Source organism: Thalassobacillus cyri (assembly GCF_900107755.1).
Taxonomy (GTDB): domain Bacteria; phylum Bacillota; class Bacilli; order Bacillales; family Halobacillaceae; genus Thalassobacillus; species Thalassobacillus cyri.
This window is the reverse complement of the sequence record NZ_FNQR01000002.1, coordinates 250,855-268,422: the sequence shown is the minus strand read 5'-3', so window position 1 is coordinate 268,422 and position 17,568 is coordinate 250,855. Positions and strand designations below refer to the sequence as shown.

Here is a 17,568-nt window from a genome sequence, read left to right as displayed (position 1 = left end):
TTTCTGGTTCTCCTGGGGAAGACGGTTAAAGCTGTTTTACTGATTGTGGGATGTTTTCTGCCCGCGTGATAGCGCTGATGACCGCCACACCATCGGCACCCGCTGAAACGATAGAAGGCGCATTTTCGCGGTTAATACCTCCTATTCCAACTATAGGTATAGAGGGAAAGTTATCCCTTAGCTCCTTGACCCACGCAGTCCCAACGGGTTTTTTTGCATCGGCTTTGGTAGTAGTAGGAAAAAGCGGGCCGGCTCCAAAGTAGTCAATATGTTCTGTTGGACTTTTCTCCACTTCCCTCCAGTTTGATACGGACAATCCTATCACTCTGTCAGGAAAAACTTCTCGCAAATCGCTGGGCGATATGTCATCCTGGCCCACATGAACACCATCCGCATCCAGTGATTCAACCAGATCGGTATCATCGTTAACGATAAACAGCACTTCATGTTCCTTACAAATCCTTCTAAGCTTCAGTCCTAATTCCAGTTTTTCTTTTCCTTGTAAAGCTCCTTCACCTTTCTCTCGATATTGAAAAGCGGTGATCCCACCCTCAATGGCCTCCAGTAAAATTTCTACCGGATCACGGGTGCAATTCGTACTTCCCATAATCAGATATTTTCGCAGTCTACTTGCCAAATTCATTCTTGAAATCCCCTTTGAAGCTGTGAGGAAGTCAACGATAAAGCATCAATGAACCTGGGTACAAACGTACCCGAACCACTCACTGCAGGGTCCGCAGCCGCATATTCAGCTGCTAAACCATAAAACTCAACGGCGGCAAATGCTTGCATTTCCGCGATCCCTTCTGTAGTAAAACATGCAGTCAAAATAGAACCGAGCAAACAGCCTGCCCCTGTGACTTTTGCAAGTAAAGGATGACCAGTTTCATTTTTTTCCAGGCGATTTCCATTACAAATGACATCTGTTGCTCCAGTGACAACCGCCAGGGTGTTGTATTGACGGGCTACTCGCTCGGCCACTTCTTCGGCATCTCCTTCACCGCGCGATTCGACACCTTTCATTTCCCAGGAAATATCGACAAGGTTTGCAAGTTCAGCTGCATTTCCTTTGATTGCTGCAGGTTTGACTGTTTGTAATATTTCCTCGACGGCACGCCTGCGAAATGGCGTTGCCGCAACCCCGACCGGATCGAGCACAACCGGGATACCCTTTTCATTGGCTGCTTTACCAGCACGAATCATTGCTGGAATCTCTGCAGCGGTCAGTGTTCCGATATTGATCAACACACCATCGGCATTAAAAGCCATCGAAGCTGCTTCTTCATCAGCCTTAGCCATGACGGGAGCACCTCCAAAAGCTAACAGCCCATTCGCTGTGAAATTCATGACGACTTGATTGGTCAAATGATGGACAAGCGGTGTGTGATTACGCACTTCTTCAATGACATTCATCACGAGCTCCCTCCTCACGTATCGCCCAGTGATTCGTCGGTCCGTTCCCTTTTCCGATAGAAAAGCCATGACGGATCCCAGCAGTGATATAGACCTTCGCACGCCTCACCGCTTCCTCTAATGGGACCCCTTGACTTAAATATGCAGTAATGGCTGCTGAATAGGTACAGCCAGTACCATGCGTGTTTTTAGTGGTAATGCGATCAGAGGTGAACCGATACATCTTCTTTCCATCGTACAATACATCCAGCGCCTCCCCCATTCGATGACCGCCTTTGACAAGTGCCGCTCCCGCACCGAAACCATGTACGATGTGTTCTGCGGAAGCTTCCATATCGGCTGCCGATTCGATGTTTTTTTCCGTAATCATTTCCGCTTCCGGTATATTTGGTGTCACCAGGTTTGTAAGAGGAATCAAATGCTCTCGTAAATAAAAACGAGCTTCAGATTCCATTAACACGTCTCCGCTTGTTGCTACCATTACAGGATCCATGACATAAGGAGCCTGGAAATAAGGTATCGCTTCTGCGACCACTTTCATCATACGGATATCTGCAATCATGCCAGTTTTGAGCGCATGGAGCGGCATATCTGCTTGTATCGCTTCAAGCTGTTGTTTTATCATCACTGGAGGCAAATGATGCACCCCTTGCACACCAGTAGTATTTTGAGCGGTGACAGAAGTGATGACAGACATGCCATAGCTTTTCAGTTCTTGAAAAGTTTTCAAATCAGCCTGTATCCCCGCTCCTCCACTTGAATCGCTGCCCGCTATGGTCAGTGCACATGGGATTGGTCTGCTCATTGCTGTGCCACTACTTTCTGTACCGGCCATTCTTCACACGTATAGGCCATTTCCCAAAAAGCCAACTCAAGTTGACAACTCTTCCGGAATGCTTCTTTCATACGGGTGCGTTGTTGTTCGGATACTACTTCTGCCAGTTCATCCAGACGGTTACGCAGCTTTCCTGTCAGCCCTCTCACCTCAGCATCTGCGTAGAATTTGATCCATGGGTTAAACGGATGGCTATCGTTCGGCTCGTATTGTTCCGTCAGCACCTGACCGATTTCCAAATAGGTCCACGGACAAGGAAGCAAGGCACAGAGGATTTCGCCTAAGTCTCCGGTATGGGCATGGTACATCATGTGCTTAATATAGTGGTCCGCTGTTGGTGGCAGCGGGTATCCTTGCATGTCTTCATATACCACCCCGGCCTGATCGCAAAAGTTATGATGCGGGTGTGTTTCACTGTTCAATACAAAGCCTATTTGATCATGGAAGAGTGAGATATCATCTCTATTGCCTGATTTGGAGACAGCGATGCCATAAATATGCATGAACGCATTCAGATACTCAAAATCAGCCTTGATATAATGCACCAGAGCCTCTTTTGGTACATCACCTTTTCCTATTCCGTCCACAAATGGATGGCGGAATATCTTTTTAAAAATATCATCGTTTTCTTTTCTTAACTCTTTTGAAAAAGTCATGATAAGCCTCCTTAAATAGTTAGGAAGCTACTAGGGGAATAAAAGTAGATAAATAGAGGGTGATGAAGTTGGTCCTCTACTACTTCCCTGCGCTGGCATTATCCAGATCAGGTTCCAAGGGACAAAGGAAGTCATTCCTTATCTCAGCTGAACGCGCCCCTAGTAGTTTTCCGTTAAAAAGTTAAACGCTATGAAACTCTTCTTGTATTAGGCAATAATTGTTCTTGTCTGATTTTGACGACGACCAGCCAGCCGATCACAGCACCAGTAATACTGCTGGCCAGAAATGATGGAATAAAAAACACCGCTCCGACCGCACTGCCCATTAGCACATTGGCAAAAGGGACGGCAAATAAAGCACCAATTACTCCAGTCCCAACAACCTCGCCGACGGCAGCCCAGGCTTTTCTTCCCAGCTTCTTATACAGATAGCCAGCTAAAAATGCCCCGACCATGCCTCCCGGAAAGGCCAGCAAAGTGCCGATTCCAAGCAGATTACGCAGGACACCGATCATAAACGCAATGACCACCGCCGGCAGTGGTCCAAGCGTTACAGCCGCCATCACATTGACTGCATGCTGAACAGGATATGCTTTAGCTATCCCTGCAGGAAACCAGAGCAACTGTGCTCCCATGGTGCCAATTGCAACAAATACAGCCATTGTCGTAAGCAGACGTGTACGATTCATTTCTCCCCTCCTTTCTCCAAGAGCGCACAAAAAAGCCAGATCCTTGCGGGACCTGGCTTGGTAGGTTAAAAGAAAATAGACGTATCTTCCGACTACTTCCCTCCGCTGGTATTAACCAGATCAGGTCCATAAGAGTCGGAAAGCTTACACGCTTTCCTCTCAGCCCACCATTCAGGCACCCCTAGTAGTTGTTTCAGGTATTTAATTGGATGTTTCCATTTCATCATAACAAAGTATAGGAAGCTCTTCCACTTCTCTATGATAATTTTTTAGAAAATTATTAAAGAATTCAGCAGTGAAATCTCTAAGCTTTTCAGGAAAGCTGACAAAGTATATAATTTAATAAGATTGTCAAAAAATATCAAGAAAATCTTTTCTATTTAATCTCTCTTTTATGATAACATGTTGATATTATCAAGCGTTACGATTGCTAACTTATAATACATATAGGAGTGTAACCATGGCTGAAAATAGTAAAGGATCCATGAAATTCATTGTCATTTTAACTGTAGTTGTCATTGGACTTGTAGCTGCGTTTGTCGTATTAGATAGTAAAAATAATAGCGGTAGTGAGAGCAATACGGCTTCTTCCGGTGATTCGCCTTCCCTTGAAGGCCAACCGACCATCGGTGAATCCGATGCACCGGTAGAAATCGTCGAATTCGGCGATTACCTTTGCCCTGCATGTAAAGTATGGAGCGACCAGGTATTTCCATTATTGAAACAAGATTATATTGATTCAGGCGATGCTAATTTGACTTATATCAACGTACTTTTTCATGGGGAAGATTCTGTACTGGCATCTTCAGCAGGAGAAGCTGTTTATAAACAGGCTCCGGAAAAATTTTGGGACTTCAATAAGCAATTATATGCGACCCAGCCAGAAGAACACCAGGAAGGCTGGCTGACTGAAGAAAAAATTGTAGAAGCAGCTGAAAAAAGCGTCCCATCAATAGATATCGAACAAATGAAGCAGGATATGGAATCGGAAGAAATCCAGCAGGAAGTCCAAAAAGATGACACACTCGTCAAAGAACATGGTGTTCAAGTTACACCGACAGTAATGATTAATGGAGAAATGGTGGAAGACCCTTTCAATTATGAGGAAATTTCAAACAAAATCGAACAAGCGATTGAGGATAGCAATGAGTAAACAGAAAAGCAACAGCCAGCCTGTTGCTCTCTACCTTGCATGGCTGACTGCTGTCATCGCTACATTGGGGAGTCTTTATTTCAGTGAAATAAAAGAGTTTATCCCATGTGAATTATGCTGGGTACAGAGGATTTTCATGTACCCGCTTAGCATTATCCTGGGAATTGCAACTTTCCTGAATGACCGCAGTATCGTCAAATATGCGCTGCCACTCTCTATTATAGGCGGGCTTGTATCCATTTTTCATTATATGGAACAAAAAATTCCCGGCTTTGCGAGCATTAAACCATGCGTCGGAGGCGTGCCATGCAGTGCGGAATATATCAACTGGCTCGGCTTTATCACGATTCCTTTCCTGGCACTGACAGCATTTACGCTAATAACCATTTTTTTATTTATTACAAGGAAGAAATAAACTAATCAATAAGCTTAGAGCTGGATTCACACGCTCTGAGCTTATTTTTATGATGGAAAGGGAAAACTTATTTGTATGTGAGACATTGGTTAGGACATATGTCCTTTCGAAAATTTTCATCTTCCTTTTAAATAAATGCAGAATAGGAGGATGAAAGATGAAAGGTGCTTTATTTTCGCTGCTTGGAGGATTGTGCATCACGATGCAGGGTATCTTTAACGCAAGAATGAGCGATGCGATTGGAGGGTGGCATACCACTTCTATGGTCCATATTGTAGCCTTCACCATCGCCATCGGCATTTATTTAAAAGTAAGGGATGGAAAAGGAAAAAGCTTTAGAAAAGTTCCATTTCTTTATTTAATTGGAGGATCGTTCGGTGTCATTGTCGTTTTCTCAGAATTGACAGCGATTCATAAGATTGGCCCGGCGGCAGCCATTGCTATCCTTCTTGTATCGCAAATAGGGATGGCTTTTATCATAGAGTCACGCGGATGGTTTGGAGAGAAGAAAATCCCTGTGACGTTGCGACAAGGTCTTGGACTTATGATGATGCTTGCCGGAGTGGTCCTTTTCCAATTGTAAAAGAAGGTGTTTATACGGTGAAAGAAATAGATGGATATGACTTAAACTACTACCTTGAGTGTTATGAACTGGGTAGGGTCTTCTCAGAGGATTTCAGGCCCCAAATAAAGGTCTGCCAGTTCAAAAAAGGAAATGTTCTATTCTCAGCTGGCGAAGAGCTTGAGGAACTCTACATTCTGGTAGAAGGAAAGATAAAAATTTTTACGCTTACGCCTGAAGGAAAGTCATTAATCAACCGGTTTAAGCGTCCACTGGAGCTTATCGGTGATGTGGAATATGTTAAAAGGAATGCGGTCTTTAATTCCGTAGAAGCTGTAACAGATGGCGTGATGCTTGCAGCGTCATTTGCCGATTTGGAGAAGCTAGAAAAAGATCACCCGCCATTTATGCGTTTTCTATTAGAAACGTTAGCCCGGAAATTTTATACCGAATCACATACAACAAGTCTCAACATGCTTTATCCAGTAGAAGTTCGTCTGGCCAGCTATTTACTATCAATTTCCTCGGTCAGTGAAGGTACAGCTTTTCATCAGGAAATGCATACATCGAATTTAACGGAGCTCGCAGAGTGGCTGGGGACCAGTTACCGCCATTTAAATCGTGTATTGAAAAAAATGGCTTTAGACGACATCATTGAACGAGCCAATGGCACGATTACAATTAAAGATCTTGAAAAATTAAGCATTCTTGCTAAAGGAAACATTTATGAATAAGGAGGAACGCCGATGACTGGAGCGTTATTAGCGATTATCGCAGGCATTTTAATCAGCCTTCAAAATGTATTCAATGCCAGAGTAAGTGAAAAAACAGGCCCGTGGGCAACAACCTCTCTTGTCCTTGGTCTCGGTCTTATCTGCTCATTGCCGGTATTTTATTCCATCGAGAAAAGAAGCATTTTAGAATTTGGAAATGTCAATCCACTGTTTTTGTTTGGCGGGGTGTTTGGAGTAGGAATCGTTTTCTTCTTAATGAGAGGCGTAACGCTGATTGGTCCCGCGTATGCAATCTCGATTGCGCTCATCTCACAAATTGTCATTGCTTTTATTGTTAATACAGGCGGATGGTTTGGCTTTGAAGCGGCTCCACTTTCCTGGCAGAAACTGCTAGGGATTGCCTTGTTAATTGGAGGCGTGCTTGTGTATAAATTGGAAAAGCAGACGGATGAGAACGAGCGTGTTGTGAAGGAACAGAAACCAGACCGGGTGATTTCTTTTTCAGGAGACCAATCAACCTGCAAATCAGACCAGAATCTTCAACATGAACGGTACTAGAGTCGTTTACAGCCCTGCTTATTAAGGTACCCAATATAAAAAAAGGCTGCCCTTAAGTTTTTTATAAACTAAGGGCAGCCTCTATCTTCTATTAATCTTTTTATTGCACAGGTACTTCGATACCCAATAATGGCGGGTACTGCTGGGAGCCAAAGATGTCTCCTTCACCAGGATCTCCGCTTGGAGCAAAGCGGCGAATCGTGAACTTGATCGCATTTGCCGGGTCATACTCGACAAAATCGGTAATTCGATCCTCTTCAATATTGTATAAAGCAGCCAGTTTTTCCCGGTTGATCGATTTACTGTTTTTCACCATCTCATACGTATCTTTTTCCTTGAAAATGATATCAAACGTAATTTTGTCAGTACCGGCGTTTTTACTTCGAATCGTTTTCGCCAGATCATTCAGTGTACTTGTTTTCATCTCCGTTCCTCCTCTTAAGCCTTTACTGGTTCACCAATCATTTTTGTTCTTACATCAAATAATTCTAGTGGGTCATCGACTGGAACGGTGTGATTCATCGTCCAGGAGTAAGATGCGGTCGCAGGCAGGACATCATCGACAACGAATGCTGCTGTCCCGGCCGTACCTTTTACTTCTGGAAGGCGTGCGTAAAAAATCTGACGAGTGCCGAACAAGGTCAGGGCTTCGGCATCCTCGGCGGTTTCCGCGATACCTTCAACTACGATGCATAGCTCATGGGATTTGATTTCTTTTACCGGTTCAAGGTCGCCCATGACACCATTTTTACCAAACACGCGGAAGCTGATTTTATAATCCTGGTCTTTAAATTCCTCAGCCACTTGCTGTTCTGCCATCTCTACGACCTTATCGATATTTTGGATGGTATAAGGATCGCGCACACCAGCGATTCCAATATATTTCTCCCCATTTTTCCCGGAACCTTCTAATTTCACTTTCACTTTTCCTTCAACAGGTACGAATTCCATCCCTGTGATTCGTGTCGTCTTCTCATCATATTGCTCATATTTACAATTGGTCATATCCAGCATACCGCCGGCAACATACTCATAATAAGGATTAGCGCGCTCATACATGGCATGACCTGCCACTGATGCAATCGTACAGCGCTGGTTCGGGTGCATGGCCGTAACCTTTACATCTTCATGTGTAATCGTCCCTACGACACTCTCTTTGGCGCCATAAGGTTCCGCACAGAAGGAAGCGCATTCAAGAACTTTCCCAAGATAGTACGATTGGGCTTCAGGGAAACCTTCACGGATAGCTGGTGCAGCGAAAATCGCACAGTCACTGGAACGTCCGCCAATAACCACGTCCGTTCCCATGTCTAATGCTTTAATATATGGATGGACGCCTGCAACGCCAACAATACGATTCGTTTTATCGACTTCTTCTTTCGTTAGCGGAGGACGTTCATCAAGTCCTTCAATGATAATATCCTGATCAATTTTATTTTTCACATCTTCCTTATCGACTTCCGAATAAAAATAACCGATTTTGAATGGAGGAAGATTATGTTCTTCTGCAATCTCTTTAATTAATTCTACATACATATCGACCCGGCTGTTTGAACCGGAGTCCCCTGCTGAACCGACAAGCATCGGAACATTTTGTTCCCTTGCAGCCAGGAGCATCAATTCCAGGTCATGCTTCTGCCATTTACGCATGCTCACGGACCGATCAGCCCCAAGAGCAGTAGCTCCGATGTCATCACTGCCAGAATCACAGCAATAATAGTCAGGTTTTGTAGCAGCAGCTATTTTAAAACTTTCTTCTTTTGTCGGTGCAAACCCCAGATGACCGTTTGGGCACACAATACGAAGTTGCTCTTTCATGTAAAAAGTTCCCCTTTCGGAAAATAAAAGTATATGACATGTTATAACCAGTTGCACCGAGTATAAGGCAACTTAATTTATTTGTCAATTCTGAATTTTAAAATTTGTGATAGCGTTATCTAAGATTCTTTCGTAAACTGGACTGGCAAGACCCCGCAGAGCTTTAGCTCGAGGAGGCTTGCCGTCTTCCCCGTGGAAAGCGAACCCTTCCCCAACAACCCTAATCTCCTCCGATATCTTAAAATCAAGTCTTCGACTTTTCGGCCCTATTGTTGTATACACCTCTTATTAGAAATCAATAACAACATTTAACACGTCTTTATAAAAGACCTACAAAAAATGAACCTATTATTCATAGGTTCATTGAATGGATCTGGTTATGAAAAATTTATATTTATCCCCTTTATAGTAGGAAGTACGATACTCAATCGCCCTTTCTCCCATATAAATGATAGACGTTACTTTGAATATTGGTGTCACTTCATCCAGCTTTAACACTTTCGCAATCCGCTCATCTGCTAATACGGATTCGAATGTCTGCTTACTATGGGTCGGGGCAATGTCAGGTATATTTTTATATAAATCCAATGTTGTAAAAGGCCGTCCTGCTTCCTTTTCTTTCCTGGCTGCTTCCGTCACTTGTTCCCCTACATCCACAGGGAAAAAGCTATCGTAAAAAACAATCGGCAGTTCATCGCCATAACCAACGAGTTGCAGGTTATACAGCCGATCCATCATTTCTACATTCAGTAAAGTAGATAATTGAAGGTCGGTAACAGCCATCTCCGCCTTCACAATATCCGTGGAAGCGACCAGACCTTGCTGAGATAAAGTGGATTGGAAACTATCAACTTTACTCAATTCCTGCTTTATAGTAGGTGTGGCGACAAAGGTACCCTTACCGTGGGTACGATATAATAACCCTTCGTTCACAGCAAGATCGATCGCTTGCCTTACCGTGATTCTGCTTACTGCATATTCTTTTCCCAATTCCCGTTCTGAAGGTATCTGCTGTTCCGGCTCCCATTCCCCTGCTTTTATTTTCTCTTCTATCACGTTTTTTAATTGTGTGTATAGCGGGGTAGAGCGATCACGTTTTAAATTCAACATTTCTTCACCAACAATCTCTTATAGTTGTATGCACTGATTATAACAATATTTGGAGGTAGATAAAAACCATATACCTGCTAAAATATAGTAATACAAAAGTTTTTAAAAAATTATTTGATAATTCTCAAGAATCTGATATAATCGAAATTACATTACATGTTATAACCAGTTGAAATAGTGTTAATGTTGGTTTTGTTTTTTAATATTATTTGAAAGCGCTTTTATGGAGGTGTGCGAAATGGGAATCCCTTTACCTATGTTCTACTTAATAGGCTTAATCGTTTTTGTTGCTGTCCTGTTTATTGGCTTTAAACGACCGATGTATGAGGTAATGACACTTTCTTTCTTTTTTATCGTCCTGATTTCTGGACAATTGGATATCATGTGGTCCTCCCTGCTTTATCCATCAACAAGCAGTCTGTTCTATGCCATTTTCGCTTTTATGGTCGTTGCGGTGTTATTTGACGCTACGAAAGTCGTACAAAGAATCATCAACCTGATGTTATCACTCGTCGGAAAGTTTCGAGGCGGTGCTGGTTATGTATCTCTGTTAGGAAGTACATTTATGGCTTCCCTTTCAGGTACTGGGCCAGGAAACGTCGCAGCTACCGGTGTTTTCACGATACCGACCATGAAAAAAGCAGGCTATCCTGCCCCATTAGCTGCTACTACTGAAATGTCCTCCAGTATGTTAGGTAACATTGTTCCTCCGTCCGGAATCGTCCTTCTTACGTTTGGTATTTTGAATGAAGTTAACCCTGGGAGTATTACACTAAGTCAATGGATTATAGCTGCCTACGGAATCGGTTTATGGTTTTTCGTCCAGCGCTGGCTTACACTATGGGGGCTCTGCAAATATTATAAAGTACAGCCTATTGCTAAAGAAGAACTTCCTTCCTTTAAAAAGAGCTTTCGTATTGGCTGGCCGGCATTGATTTTACCTGCCTTGATTTTTGTTCCGTTATTCGCGGATGCCCAGTTCAAAGATTTCATCACTGCCCGGATCGGTGCTGACGGTTCTGAAGCATTTTCATCATCGGTATTGATGTTCACCCCTGCTATTGCAGGTGCTTATGCAATTGGGATTGGAAAAAAAGCATTCTTCAACACTACTCGCTCTCACCTTGACCGGTTAGTGGAAGTTTTCAAAGAATCTTTGCCCCAAGTAGTTCCGATTGGTGTCACTATTTATATGGCCTATGCCACTTCACAGGTGTTCATTGGAATGCAGATGGAAGAAGTCGTCCGTAATTGGTTCGTCTCCATGGGAATGACTGCACCCGTCATGATTGTCCTGCTTCCATTTTTCTTCATGATTCTTGGAATGGTGCTTCCAGGTTCAGCGCAAATCGCCATTCTGGGCGGGGCTATGATTGGGGCATTTGGTGCCTTGGGCGGCGATCCAGTACTGTTTGCGCTTATGCTGCCTGCTATGACCGGTGCTTTGGAAGGGATGACTCCTCCACTTGCACTTGGGCTGTTCGTAGCCATGGGAATTGCTGGTTCGGGGTTCAAAGAGACCTCGAAGCTGGCGATTATATGGATATTACTCCATGTGCTTTTAAGTATCATCTTGTTAACAGGCTTTCTACCGATTTTTGGACTATAACTCGGAGGTGTTTCGCATGAAAAATTCAATTTCCAATATTTTTGCTAACCTTTATGGATGGATTGCTTTTCTGACAATGGCTCTTGGTTTGCTTACTGCCTTAATGTTCGGCGCTTCCTTTGTAATTGGAGGCGGCAGCGGTGAAGCGATTGCTGTGTTGGCTGGTAAGATGATGAGTTGGGGTATTCGATTTGCAGCGATTGCCATGGTAGTCGGCATTGTTCATACGTATGCGTCAAAAGAACACAGCCTGACTCTCAAATCCGAATCTAAACAAGCAGCCGAAAAAGCAATCAATAATGCCAAGGTAGAAAAAGCAATCTAAGGAAAAGAGGTGATCACGTTTGAAACCATGGATCGGTGTCACTGTCCATATCGATGAAGGAAAAGAAGAAGATTTATACCCCAGGCATCCATTGTTGTATGTAGAACGTGATTACATTCAAGCGTTAGAAGCCCATGGGATGCACCCGGTCCTACTTCCAGTATTGGATAGCACAGAGGAAGTGCCAGCTTATCTAGCGAAGTTGGATGGCCTGCTTATGACTGGCGGGGGCTACCTTAATCTCAACAAACCCTTGTCTGCTTCTACAAGACTGAGTGAAACTGGCAGTACGCGTTTTACGTATGAGCAGGTACTGTTGAAAAATGCGGTAGAAATAGGACTGCCTGTACTGGGGGTATGCCGTGGAATGCAGATGATTAACGAAGTATATGGCGGCACATTGCAAAACCTAAAAACCAGCCACCATCATCAGGAAGTGATGGGAATGGAAGGATCGGTCCCTACGCACCGTTTAACTCTTGAAGAATCCAGTAAGCTTTCAAAAATGATTGGTAATGATCCACTTCAAGTGAATTCCAGACATCGCCAGGTTATTTCTGAGATAGGAAAAGGCCTCAAGCCTGCTGCCTGGTCTGAAGATGACCTTTTCATAGAAGCGATCGAAAGTGACGACGCTAAGTGGTTAATGGGGCTGCAATTTCATCCCGAACAGCTCTATGCGGACGAGCCCAGATGGTCGCTGTTGTTTGATTCCTTTAAAGATGCAGCATTACAATATAGTCATTCAAAAACTTATTTCTAATATTGGATGGTGGCTTGGCTTCCGTTTGAGAACCCTCTATCCAATCCCCTAAAATCCCGGCGATATCGCCTGGGCTTTTCTTTTATTCCGACCTAACTCGAAAATGTTCTTCCCTAACTCAATCATGTTCTGACCTAACGCTTCTGGCAACACTTCAATCATTTCATTTGGTGAGTAATTCTTACAATTGTTAAACTAAGTCACATAGATAAGCTTGGTGATTTTTCCAAAGAGACTTATTCAACTATTGGGCCGAAAAGTCGAAGACTTGATTTCGAGATATTGGAGGAGATTAGGGTCGTTGGGGAAGGATTCGCTTTCCGCGGGGAAGACGGCAAGCCTCCTCGAGCTAAAGCTCTGCGGGGTCTTGCCAGTCTATCCTTTCCCGCAGGAGTCTCACCCTTCCCCCACGCCCCTTGCCACATAAGATAATCGAAATCGCCTTTAATGTACAATTTAATTTCGGAAAAAATCCTGTCATATTGCTGAATTTATTGTATTTTCTGCTTCAAAAGCACATCATTCTTGGCAGCCAGTTTCGAGATACTAAACTCTGTATGGTGGTTGGGAAAACGGTGAGACTCCTCGGAAATGCTACGCATTTCCTTCGTGCGGTGTGTATTCAAGATGTTTATTCAAAGTCCTGTGGGATGAATATGATTGATTGGTGAGATTCCGCAAGGAGTAGCCTGAGGAAGCTCACCACATGCCCACGGAAAGCGATCCGTTTTCCCAGCCACCATCATTGCAACCTAAAGTCCCGAAACTGAGTCTTCAGCAAAAGGGAGCTTAACTGTAGCATCAACACTGAGATTTAACAGAGCCAATTTTTAAAAGAAAGAAGATGAATAAAATGAGTGTAGAACATAAGCAAATGTATGAGATACCATTTTCGGTGCTGGACCTCGCACCGATTGTAGAAGGCGGGACACCGGCAGATGCCTTTAAAAATATGATCGAACTTGCCCGTCACACAGAAGAATTAGGGTACAACCGATATTGGATGGCCGAGCATCATAATATGCCATTTATCGCAAGCTCAGCTACTTCTGTGTTAATCGGTCATGTCGCTGAAAACACCTCAAAGATCCGGGTCGGGTCTGGCGGTATCATGCTTCCGAACCATGCGCCATTGATGATCGCAGAGCAGTTTGGTACATTAGAGTCCCTTTATCCTGGGCGGATTGACCTTGGTCTTGGGCGTGCTCCTGGCACGGATCAGATGACTGCACAGGCGTTAAGACGCGGCCGTAGAAGTGATGGGCAGGATTTCCCGCAACTATTACAAGAATTAAGAGCTTATTTTGATCCTTCCTTAGCAACGAGCCCAATGCCTATCCGTGCGGTTCCCGGCCAAGGGTTGGATATCCCGATTTGGTTACTAGGTTCCAGCGGTTTCAGTGCGCAGCTTTCCGGCCAGCTTGGTCTGCCGTTTTCCTTTGCCAGTCACTTTTCACCAAATAATACCATGGCTGCACTCGATCTTTATCGCCGCCACTTCCAGCCGTCTGAAACGCTTGAGAAACCACATGCCATGTTAGGCTTGAATGTGATTGCGGCTGAGACAGATGAGGAAGCGGAATATCTGGCAACCTCGCTTTATCAGCAGTTTTTGAATTTGATACGCAATGATGAAGCACCATTGCAGCCGCCTGTAGAAAATATGGACGAGCTATGGTCTCCGCATGAGCATGCGGCACTCCAGCAACAGCTTGGGGCTTCCATTATCGGAAGTAAGGAAACCGTCAAGCGCAAGCTGGAAGAATTCATCGAGGAAACAAAAGCCGATGAAATCATGGTCACTTCCCAAATCTATGATCACCAAAGGCGACTTCGTTCGTTTGAAATTGTGGCGGATATTGTAAATGGAAAGTAAATAGTAAAGGAGCCAGGCTGTTATGACCTGGCTCCTTTTTATTCGTTTGAAGAACCCTGATGACTTTCCAGCATAGAGATTCGTTCCATCATGGTAGGGTGCCCATACCGTAAATACTTCACCAAAGCAGGTGGATGGACATCACTGAGAGCTGTGACAGTCAATTGCTGGAAGGAACCGACTGCGGCTTCTGTGTCTCCGGTCATTTCAATGGCATATTCATCCGCTGATTTTTCCGCTCCACGGGAAATAGTGAGTTCAATCGGGCTTACGATGAACGAAAGTAAGCTGAAAATTAACAACAGTGCCGGCAGAGATGCTATATCTGTTACACGCTTGACACCCCAGGCGTCTCCCCATTTTCTAATCGCTGCATGGAAGAGTCGATACCCTAAGTACATACCGACAAAGGTGACGGCGATTGAGCCAGCAAGCATCCAGAATAAATGGTTCTTCACGTAATGACCGATCTCATGAGCCATAATGAACAACACTTCATTTTCATTCAGTTTATTTAAGGTTGTATCCCATAAAACGATGCGAAGATTCGATCCGATCCCATTAACATAAGCATTCATCGCATTTGTTTTTTCTGACATATCTACTTCATAGACACGATCAGCAGGAATGTCTGCCTGCTCAGCCAGATCCAGTATTTTTTCTTCCAGTTGCGGATTGCTGAGTCTGGAAAAATCATTATAAAGCGGGTCGATGACGACAGGCTGGATATACATCATGAATATTAAAAATGGAACGAGCAGCATCCAGGCATACAGCCACCATCGTTTTTCAAAACGGCGGATCAATACATAAAGAACAGTGATGAGAACAGCCATTATCAAGGTGCTGATCCAAAAGCTGATCATTTGATCACGCATCCAGCCAGAAAAGCTTTGTGTCCCTATCCCATAGTTGATCGACAAGGAACGCCTTATAAAATCGAACGGGAAGGTCACTATCCAGGTCAAAGCAGATAAAAGCAAGACGTAGATCGGGATGTTGATCCATGAAAACCGGGAAACACGCTCGCCGAACTTTTTAAACACTTTTGAAATACCAAGTACCATCACGCCAAGATAAATGACCCACTCCAGCGGTAAACCCAGGAAGAACATCATGGATTGATAACGGGAATATTCCTGGCTTAGCTGCAGCTCACGATCTGTCATAAACGTTGCGGGGTCTGCCGCAGTTCCCTGGTAGGAAGCAGGGACTCCAGTATCAGCCCACCAGAATAAGTAAAGCCCCATGATAAGGGCATAGACGATATAGATGCCAGCAGTCCAAACTGCAAACCGCTTTTTCACGCGCCCACCTCCACTACTTGTACTACTCCTAGCTTATGTCCAAAAAAGTAAATTATATCGTTATCTAGCATTTTATCATGGATGGCCCGTCATCTCTTACATCATTGATTAGTAACACCCGATTTCGGGGCTTTCGTGTGTATAAGGGAGCTTGACCGGAGAAAGGACTAAAAAATCGCCCAGGGGGGACCCTGGACGATTTTATGTGTGAGGTTGACTAGCTTGATCCTCTTTCATTGGAAACGTTAAGGCAATACTGTGGAGCCCATGAGGTAGCGGTCGCATTCGCGGGCTGCTTCCCGTCCCTCATTAATGGCCCATACAATCAGGCTTTGGCCGCGGCGCATGTCTCCGGCAGCGAATACTCCTTCGACATTCGTGCGGTAGTCCCCATATTCTGCTTTAATCGTAGATCGTTCTGTAGTTTCTACTCCAAGCTGACTGATCAGGTCTTGTTCTGGCCCTTGGAACCCGATAGCCAGTAACACAAGGTCCGCCGGCCATACTTTTTCGGTGCCTGGAATTTCTTCACGGATTCGCTTGCCATTCTCGTCTATCTTTAGTTTGACGTTGATGGTATGGACTTCTTTGACATGTCCGTTTTCATCACCGACGAACTTTTTGGTCATGACTGCATAAGCGCGCGGGTCATCCCCCAGGACAGATGCAGCTTCTTTATGACCATACTCTACGCGGTGAACAACCGGCCACTGTGGCCATGGGTTATCTTCTGTATCACGCGCAGATAGCTTTTTATCATAAATATCGAACTGGGTAAGACTCTTACAATTATGTCGAACGGAAGTAGCAAGACAGTCTGTACCTGTATCGCCACCACCGATGACAATAACATCCTTATCTTTTACGGAAATGTAGTTGCCATCTTCATGGTTGGAGTCTAACAGGCTCTTGGTGTTGGCGTGCAGGAAGTCCATCGCGTAATGGATTCCCTTCAGCTCTCTTCCATCGGCCGGAATGTTGCGGTGAACGGTTGAACCGCCACAGAGGATGACAGAGTCAAAATCTGCACGCAGTTTGTCTTCCGGGTAATCTTTACCGACCTCGGTGTTTGTGACAAATTCTATTCCTTCCGCTTTCAAAATGTTTACACGGCGCTCGACAATTTCATAAGAAAGTTTCATTTCCGGGATGCCATAGGTGAGCAAGCCTCCGACTCGGTCACTGCGCTCAAATACAGTCACCCAATGGCCGGCTTTGTTCAATTGGGCGGCAGCTGCAAGACCAGCTGGCCCGGAGCCGACCACCGCCACCTTTTTACCGGTACGCTCAGATGGTGGTTCAGGTTTTACCCAACCTTCTTCGAAACCTTTTTCAATGATGGCTCGCTCCACACTACGGATGGCCACGGGTGGTTCATTGATGCCAAGGACACAAGCACCCTCACAAGGAGCTGGGCAGGCGATGCCGGTAAACTCTGGGAAGTTGTTACGCTCATGTTCTTTTTTCAAGGCTTCCTGCCATTGGCCGCGGTAAACCAGGTCATTCCATTCTGGAATCAAGTGATTGACCGGACACCCTGTCGTCTGTCCCTCGATTTCTGTACCTGTGTGACAGGTAGGGACGCCGCAATCCATGCAGCGCGCCCCTTGTATTTGGACCTCTTCGTCTTTCATCGGAGCTGTATAGTCCGACCAGTCTTTCGTACGTTCAGAAGGGTCACGTTCACGTTGTGATTGACGTTCATATTCCATAAATCCTGTTGCTTTTCCCATCGTATCCCCCTC

The 17,568-nt window shown here is 44.6% G+C and carries 19 protein-coding genes and 2 riboswitches; of the genes, 9 read left to right on the top strand and 10 right to left on the bottom strand.

The window, feature by feature from the left end; all coding sequences use genetic code 11:
* Nucleotides 1–25: 25 nt before the first annotated feature.
* From thiE to thiW, 5 genes are all read right to left on the bottom strand, one after another.
* Nucleotides 26–643, bottom strand: coding sequence for a thiamine phosphate synthase (thiE, locus tag BLV00_RS03570; protein WP_093042476.1), 618 nt, complete (start codon nucleotides 641–643; stop codon nucleotides 26–28).
* Entirely contained in the window at nucleotides 640–1,413 is a 774-nt protein-coding gene (gene thiM / locus BLV00_RS03565; RefSeq protein ID WP_093042474.1) for a hydroxyethylthiazole kinase, read from the bottom strand. Before thiM ends, thiE begins: the two co-directional genes overlap by 4 nt.
* Entirely contained in the window at nucleotides 1,400–2,248 is an 849-nt protein-coding gene (gene thiD / locus BLV00_RS03560) for a bifunctional hydroxymethylpyrimidine kinase/phosphomethylpyrimidine kinase (protein ID WP_245728794.1), read from the bottom strand. Before thiD ends, thiM begins: the two co-directional genes overlap by 14 nt.
* Nucleotides 2,215–2,904 carry a thiaminase II gene (tenA, locus tag BLV00_RS03555; protein WP_093042470.1) on the bottom strand — a complete coding sequence of 230 codons (690 nt, stop codon included), beginning with the start codon at nucleotides 2,902–2,904 and terminating at the stop codon, nucleotides 2,215–2,217. Before tenA ends, thiD begins: the two co-directional genes overlap by 34 nt.
* Before the next feature lie 67 nt (nucleotides 2,905–2,971).
* Nucleotides 2,972–3,075: riboswitch (TPP riboswitch) on the bottom strand.
* Between the two features lie 17 nt (nucleotides 3,076–3,092).
* Nucleotides 3,093–3,593, bottom strand: a complete 501-nt coding sequence (gene thiW / locus BLV00_RS03550; protein WP_093042468.1) for an energy coupling factor transporter S component ThiW — start codon at nucleotides 3,591–3,593, stop codon at nucleotides 3,093–3,095.
* An 80-nt stretch (nucleotides 3,594–3,673) separates the two neighbouring features.
* Nucleotides 3,674–3,786, bottom strand: a riboswitch (TPP riboswitch).
* 267 nt (nucleotides 3,787–4,053) lie between these two features.
* On the opposite strand from thiW, the gene BLV00_RS03545 reads away from it, so the two are divergent.
* The 5 genes from BLV00_RS03545 to BLV00_RS03525 all read left to right on the top strand — a co-directional run bounded on the left by BLV00_RS03545 (nucleotide 4,054) and on the right by BLV00_RS03525 (nucleotide 7,015).
* Nucleotides 4,054–4,746, top strand: a complete 693-nt coding sequence (locus BLV00_RS03545) for a DsbA family protein (RefSeq protein ID WP_093042466.1) — start codon at nucleotides 4,054–4,056, stop codon at nucleotides 4,744–4,746.
* Nucleotides 4,739–5,161 (top strand): disulfide oxidoreductase, encoded by a 423-nt coding sequence (locus BLV00_RS03540; RefSeq protein ID WP_093042464.1) that lies wholly within the window; start codon nucleotides 4,739–4,741, stop codon nucleotides 5,159–5,161. The genes BLV00_RS03545 and BLV00_RS03540 overlap by 8 nt, the downstream gene beginning before the upstream one ends.
* A gap of 157 nt (nucleotides 5,162–5,318) precedes the next feature.
* Nucleotides 5,319–5,744, top strand: coding sequence for a DMT family transporter (locus tag BLV00_RS03535; RefSeq protein WP_093042462.1), 426 nt, complete (start codon nucleotides 5,319–5,321; stop codon nucleotides 5,742–5,744).
* A 17-nt stretch (nucleotides 5,745–5,761) separates the two neighbouring features.
* A complete protein-coding gene (locus tag BLV00_RS03530; protein WP_176791309.1) occupies nucleotides 5,762–6,457 on the top strand; it encodes a Crp/Fnr family transcriptional regulator in 696 nt (231 codons plus the stop codon).
* 12 nt (nucleotides 6,458–6,469) lie between these two features.
* Nucleotides 6,470–7,015, top strand: coding sequence for a DMT family transporter (locus BLV00_RS03525; RefSeq protein WP_093042458.1), 546 nt, complete (start codon nucleotides 6,470–6,472; stop codon nucleotides 7,013–7,015).
* Nucleotides 7,016–7,115: 100 nt separating this feature from the next.
* Here BLV00_RS03525 and BLV00_RS03520 read toward each other — a convergent pair whose 3' ends face one another.
* The 3 genes from BLV00_RS03520 to BLV00_RS03510 all read right to left on the bottom strand — a co-directional run bounded on the left by BLV00_RS03520 (nucleotide 7,116) and on the right by BLV00_RS03510 (nucleotide 9,940).
* Nucleotides 7,116–7,439 (bottom strand): DUF4387 domain-containing protein, encoded by a 324-nt coding sequence (locus BLV00_RS03520; protein ID WP_093042456.1) that lies wholly within the window; start codon nucleotides 7,437–7,439, stop codon nucleotides 7,116–7,118.
* Nucleotides 7,440–7,453: 14 nt separating this feature from the next.
* Nucleotides 7,454–8,833 carry an acyclic terpene utilization AtuA family protein gene (locus BLV00_RS03515; protein ID WP_093042454.1) on the bottom strand — a complete coding sequence of 460 codons (1,380 nt, stop codon included), beginning with the start codon at nucleotides 8,831–8,833 and terminating at the stop codon, nucleotides 7,454–7,456.
* A gap of 360 nt (nucleotides 8,834–9,193) precedes the next feature.
* The gene (locus BLV00_RS03510) at nucleotides 9,194–9,940 is read right to left on the bottom strand and encodes a GntR family transcriptional regulator (RefSeq protein ID WP_218131879.1); all 747 of its coding nucleotides are present in this window, start codon (nucleotides 9,938–9,940) and stop codon (nucleotides 9,194–9,196) included.
* 241 nt (nucleotides 9,941–10,181) lie between these two features.
* On the opposite strand from BLV00_RS03510, the gene BLV00_RS03505 reads away from it, so the two are divergent.
* The 4 genes from BLV00_RS03505 (at nucleotide 10,182) to BLV00_RS03485 (ending at nucleotide 14,516) form a co-directional block, all read left to right on the top strand.
* Nucleotides 10,182–11,552, top strand: coding sequence for a TRAP transporter large permease subunit (locus BLV00_RS03505; RefSeq protein ID WP_093042450.1), 1,371 nt, complete (start codon nucleotides 10,182–10,184; stop codon nucleotides 11,550–11,552).
* Between the two features lie 16 nt (nucleotides 11,553–11,568).
* Nucleotides 11,569–11,877 carry a hypothetical protein gene (locus BLV00_RS03500; RefSeq protein WP_093042448.1) on the top strand — a complete coding sequence of 103 codons (309 nt, stop codon included), beginning with the start codon at nucleotides 11,569–11,571 and terminating at the stop codon, nucleotides 11,875–11,877.
* A gap of 19 nt (nucleotides 11,878–11,896) precedes the next feature.
* Nucleotides 11,897–12,640, top strand: a complete 744-nt coding sequence (locus BLV00_RS03495) for a gamma-glutamyl-gamma-aminobutyrate hydrolase family protein (protein ID WP_093042446.1) — start codon at nucleotides 11,897–11,899, stop codon at nucleotides 12,638–12,640.
* A gap of 853 nt (nucleotides 12,641–13,493) precedes the next feature.
* Nucleotides 13,494–14,516, top strand: a complete 1,023-nt coding sequence (locus BLV00_RS03485) for an LLM class flavin-dependent oxidoreductase (RefSeq protein WP_093042442.1) — start codon at nucleotides 13,494–13,496, stop codon at nucleotides 14,514–14,516.
* Nucleotides 14,517–14,554: 38 nt separating this feature from the next.
* On the opposite strand, the gene BLV00_RS03480 is transcribed toward BLV00_RS03485, so the two are convergent.
* Complete coding sequence (locus tag BLV00_RS03480) at nucleotides 14,555–15,823, bottom strand: M48 family metallopeptidase (protein ID WP_245728792.1); 1,269 nt, start codon at nucleotides 15,821–15,823, stop codon at nucleotides 14,555–14,557.
* Between the two features lie 245 nt (nucleotides 15,824–16,068).
* Entirely contained in the window at nucleotides 16,069–17,556 is a 1,488-nt protein-coding gene (locus BLV00_RS03475; RefSeq protein WP_093042440.1) for a glutamate synthase subunit beta, read from the bottom strand.
* Nucleotides 17,557–17,568 lie beyond the last annotated feature (12 nt).

Bases quoted from the DNA above. Each gene is read 5' to 3' on its own strand.
- BLV00_RS03475 (WP_093042440.1), bottom strand. From the start codon at position 17,556: ATGGGAAAAGCAACAGGATTTATGGAATATGAACGTCAATCACAACGT.
- thiE (WP_093042476.1), bottom strand. From the start codon at position 643: ATGAATTTGGCAAGTAGACTGCGAAAATATCTGATTATGGGAAGTACG.
- thiD (WP_245728794.1), bottom strand. From the start codon at position 2,248: ATGGCCGGTACAGAAAGTAGTGGCACAGCAATGAGCAGACCAATCCCA.
- tenA (WP_093042470.1), bottom strand. From the start codon at position 2,904: ATGACTTTTTCAAAAGAGTTAAGAAAAGAAAACGATGATATTTTTAAA.
- BLV00_RS03515 (WP_093042454.1), bottom strand. From the start codon at position 8,833: ATGAAAGAGCAACTTCGTATTGTGTGCCCAAACGGTCATCTGGGGTTT.
- BLV00_RS03485 (WP_093042442.1), top strand. From the start codon at position 13,494: ATGAGTGTAGAACATAAGCAAATGTATGAGATACCATTTTCGGTGCTG.
- BLV00_RS03505 (WP_093042450.1), top strand. From the start codon at position 10,182: ATGGGAATCCCTTTACCTATGTTCTACTTAATAGGCTTAATCGTTTTT.
- BLV00_RS03520 (WP_093042456.1), bottom strand. From the start codon at position 7,439: ATGAAAACAAGTACACTGAATGATCTGGCGAAAACGATTCGAAGTAAA.
- BLV00_RS03535 (WP_093042462.1), top strand. From the start codon at position 5,319: ATGAAAGGTGCTTTATTTTCGCTGCTTGGAGGATTGTGCATCACGATG.
- BLV00_RS03540 (WP_093042464.1), top strand. From the start codon at position 4,739: ATGAGTAAACAGAAAAGCAACAGCCAGCCTGTTGCTCTCTACCTTGCA.
- BLV00_RS03525 (WP_093042458.1), top strand. From the start codon at position 6,470: ATGACTGGAGCGTTATTAGCGATTATCGCAGGCATTTTAATCAGCCTT.
- BLV00_RS03545 (WP_093042466.1), top strand. From the start codon at position 4,054: ATGGCTGAAAATAGTAAAGGATCCATGAAATTCATTGTCATTTTAACT.
- thiM (WP_093042474.1), bottom strand. From the start codon at position 1,413: ATGAATGTCATTGAAGAAGTGCGTAATCACACACCGCTTGTCCATCAT.
- BLV00_RS03500 (WP_093042448.1), top strand. From the start codon at position 11,569: ATGAAAAATTCAATTTCCAATATTTTTGCTAACCTTTATGGATGGATT.
- thiW (WP_093042468.1), bottom strand. From the start codon at position 3,593: ATGAATCGTACACGTCTGCTTACGACAATGGCTGTATTTGTTGCAATT.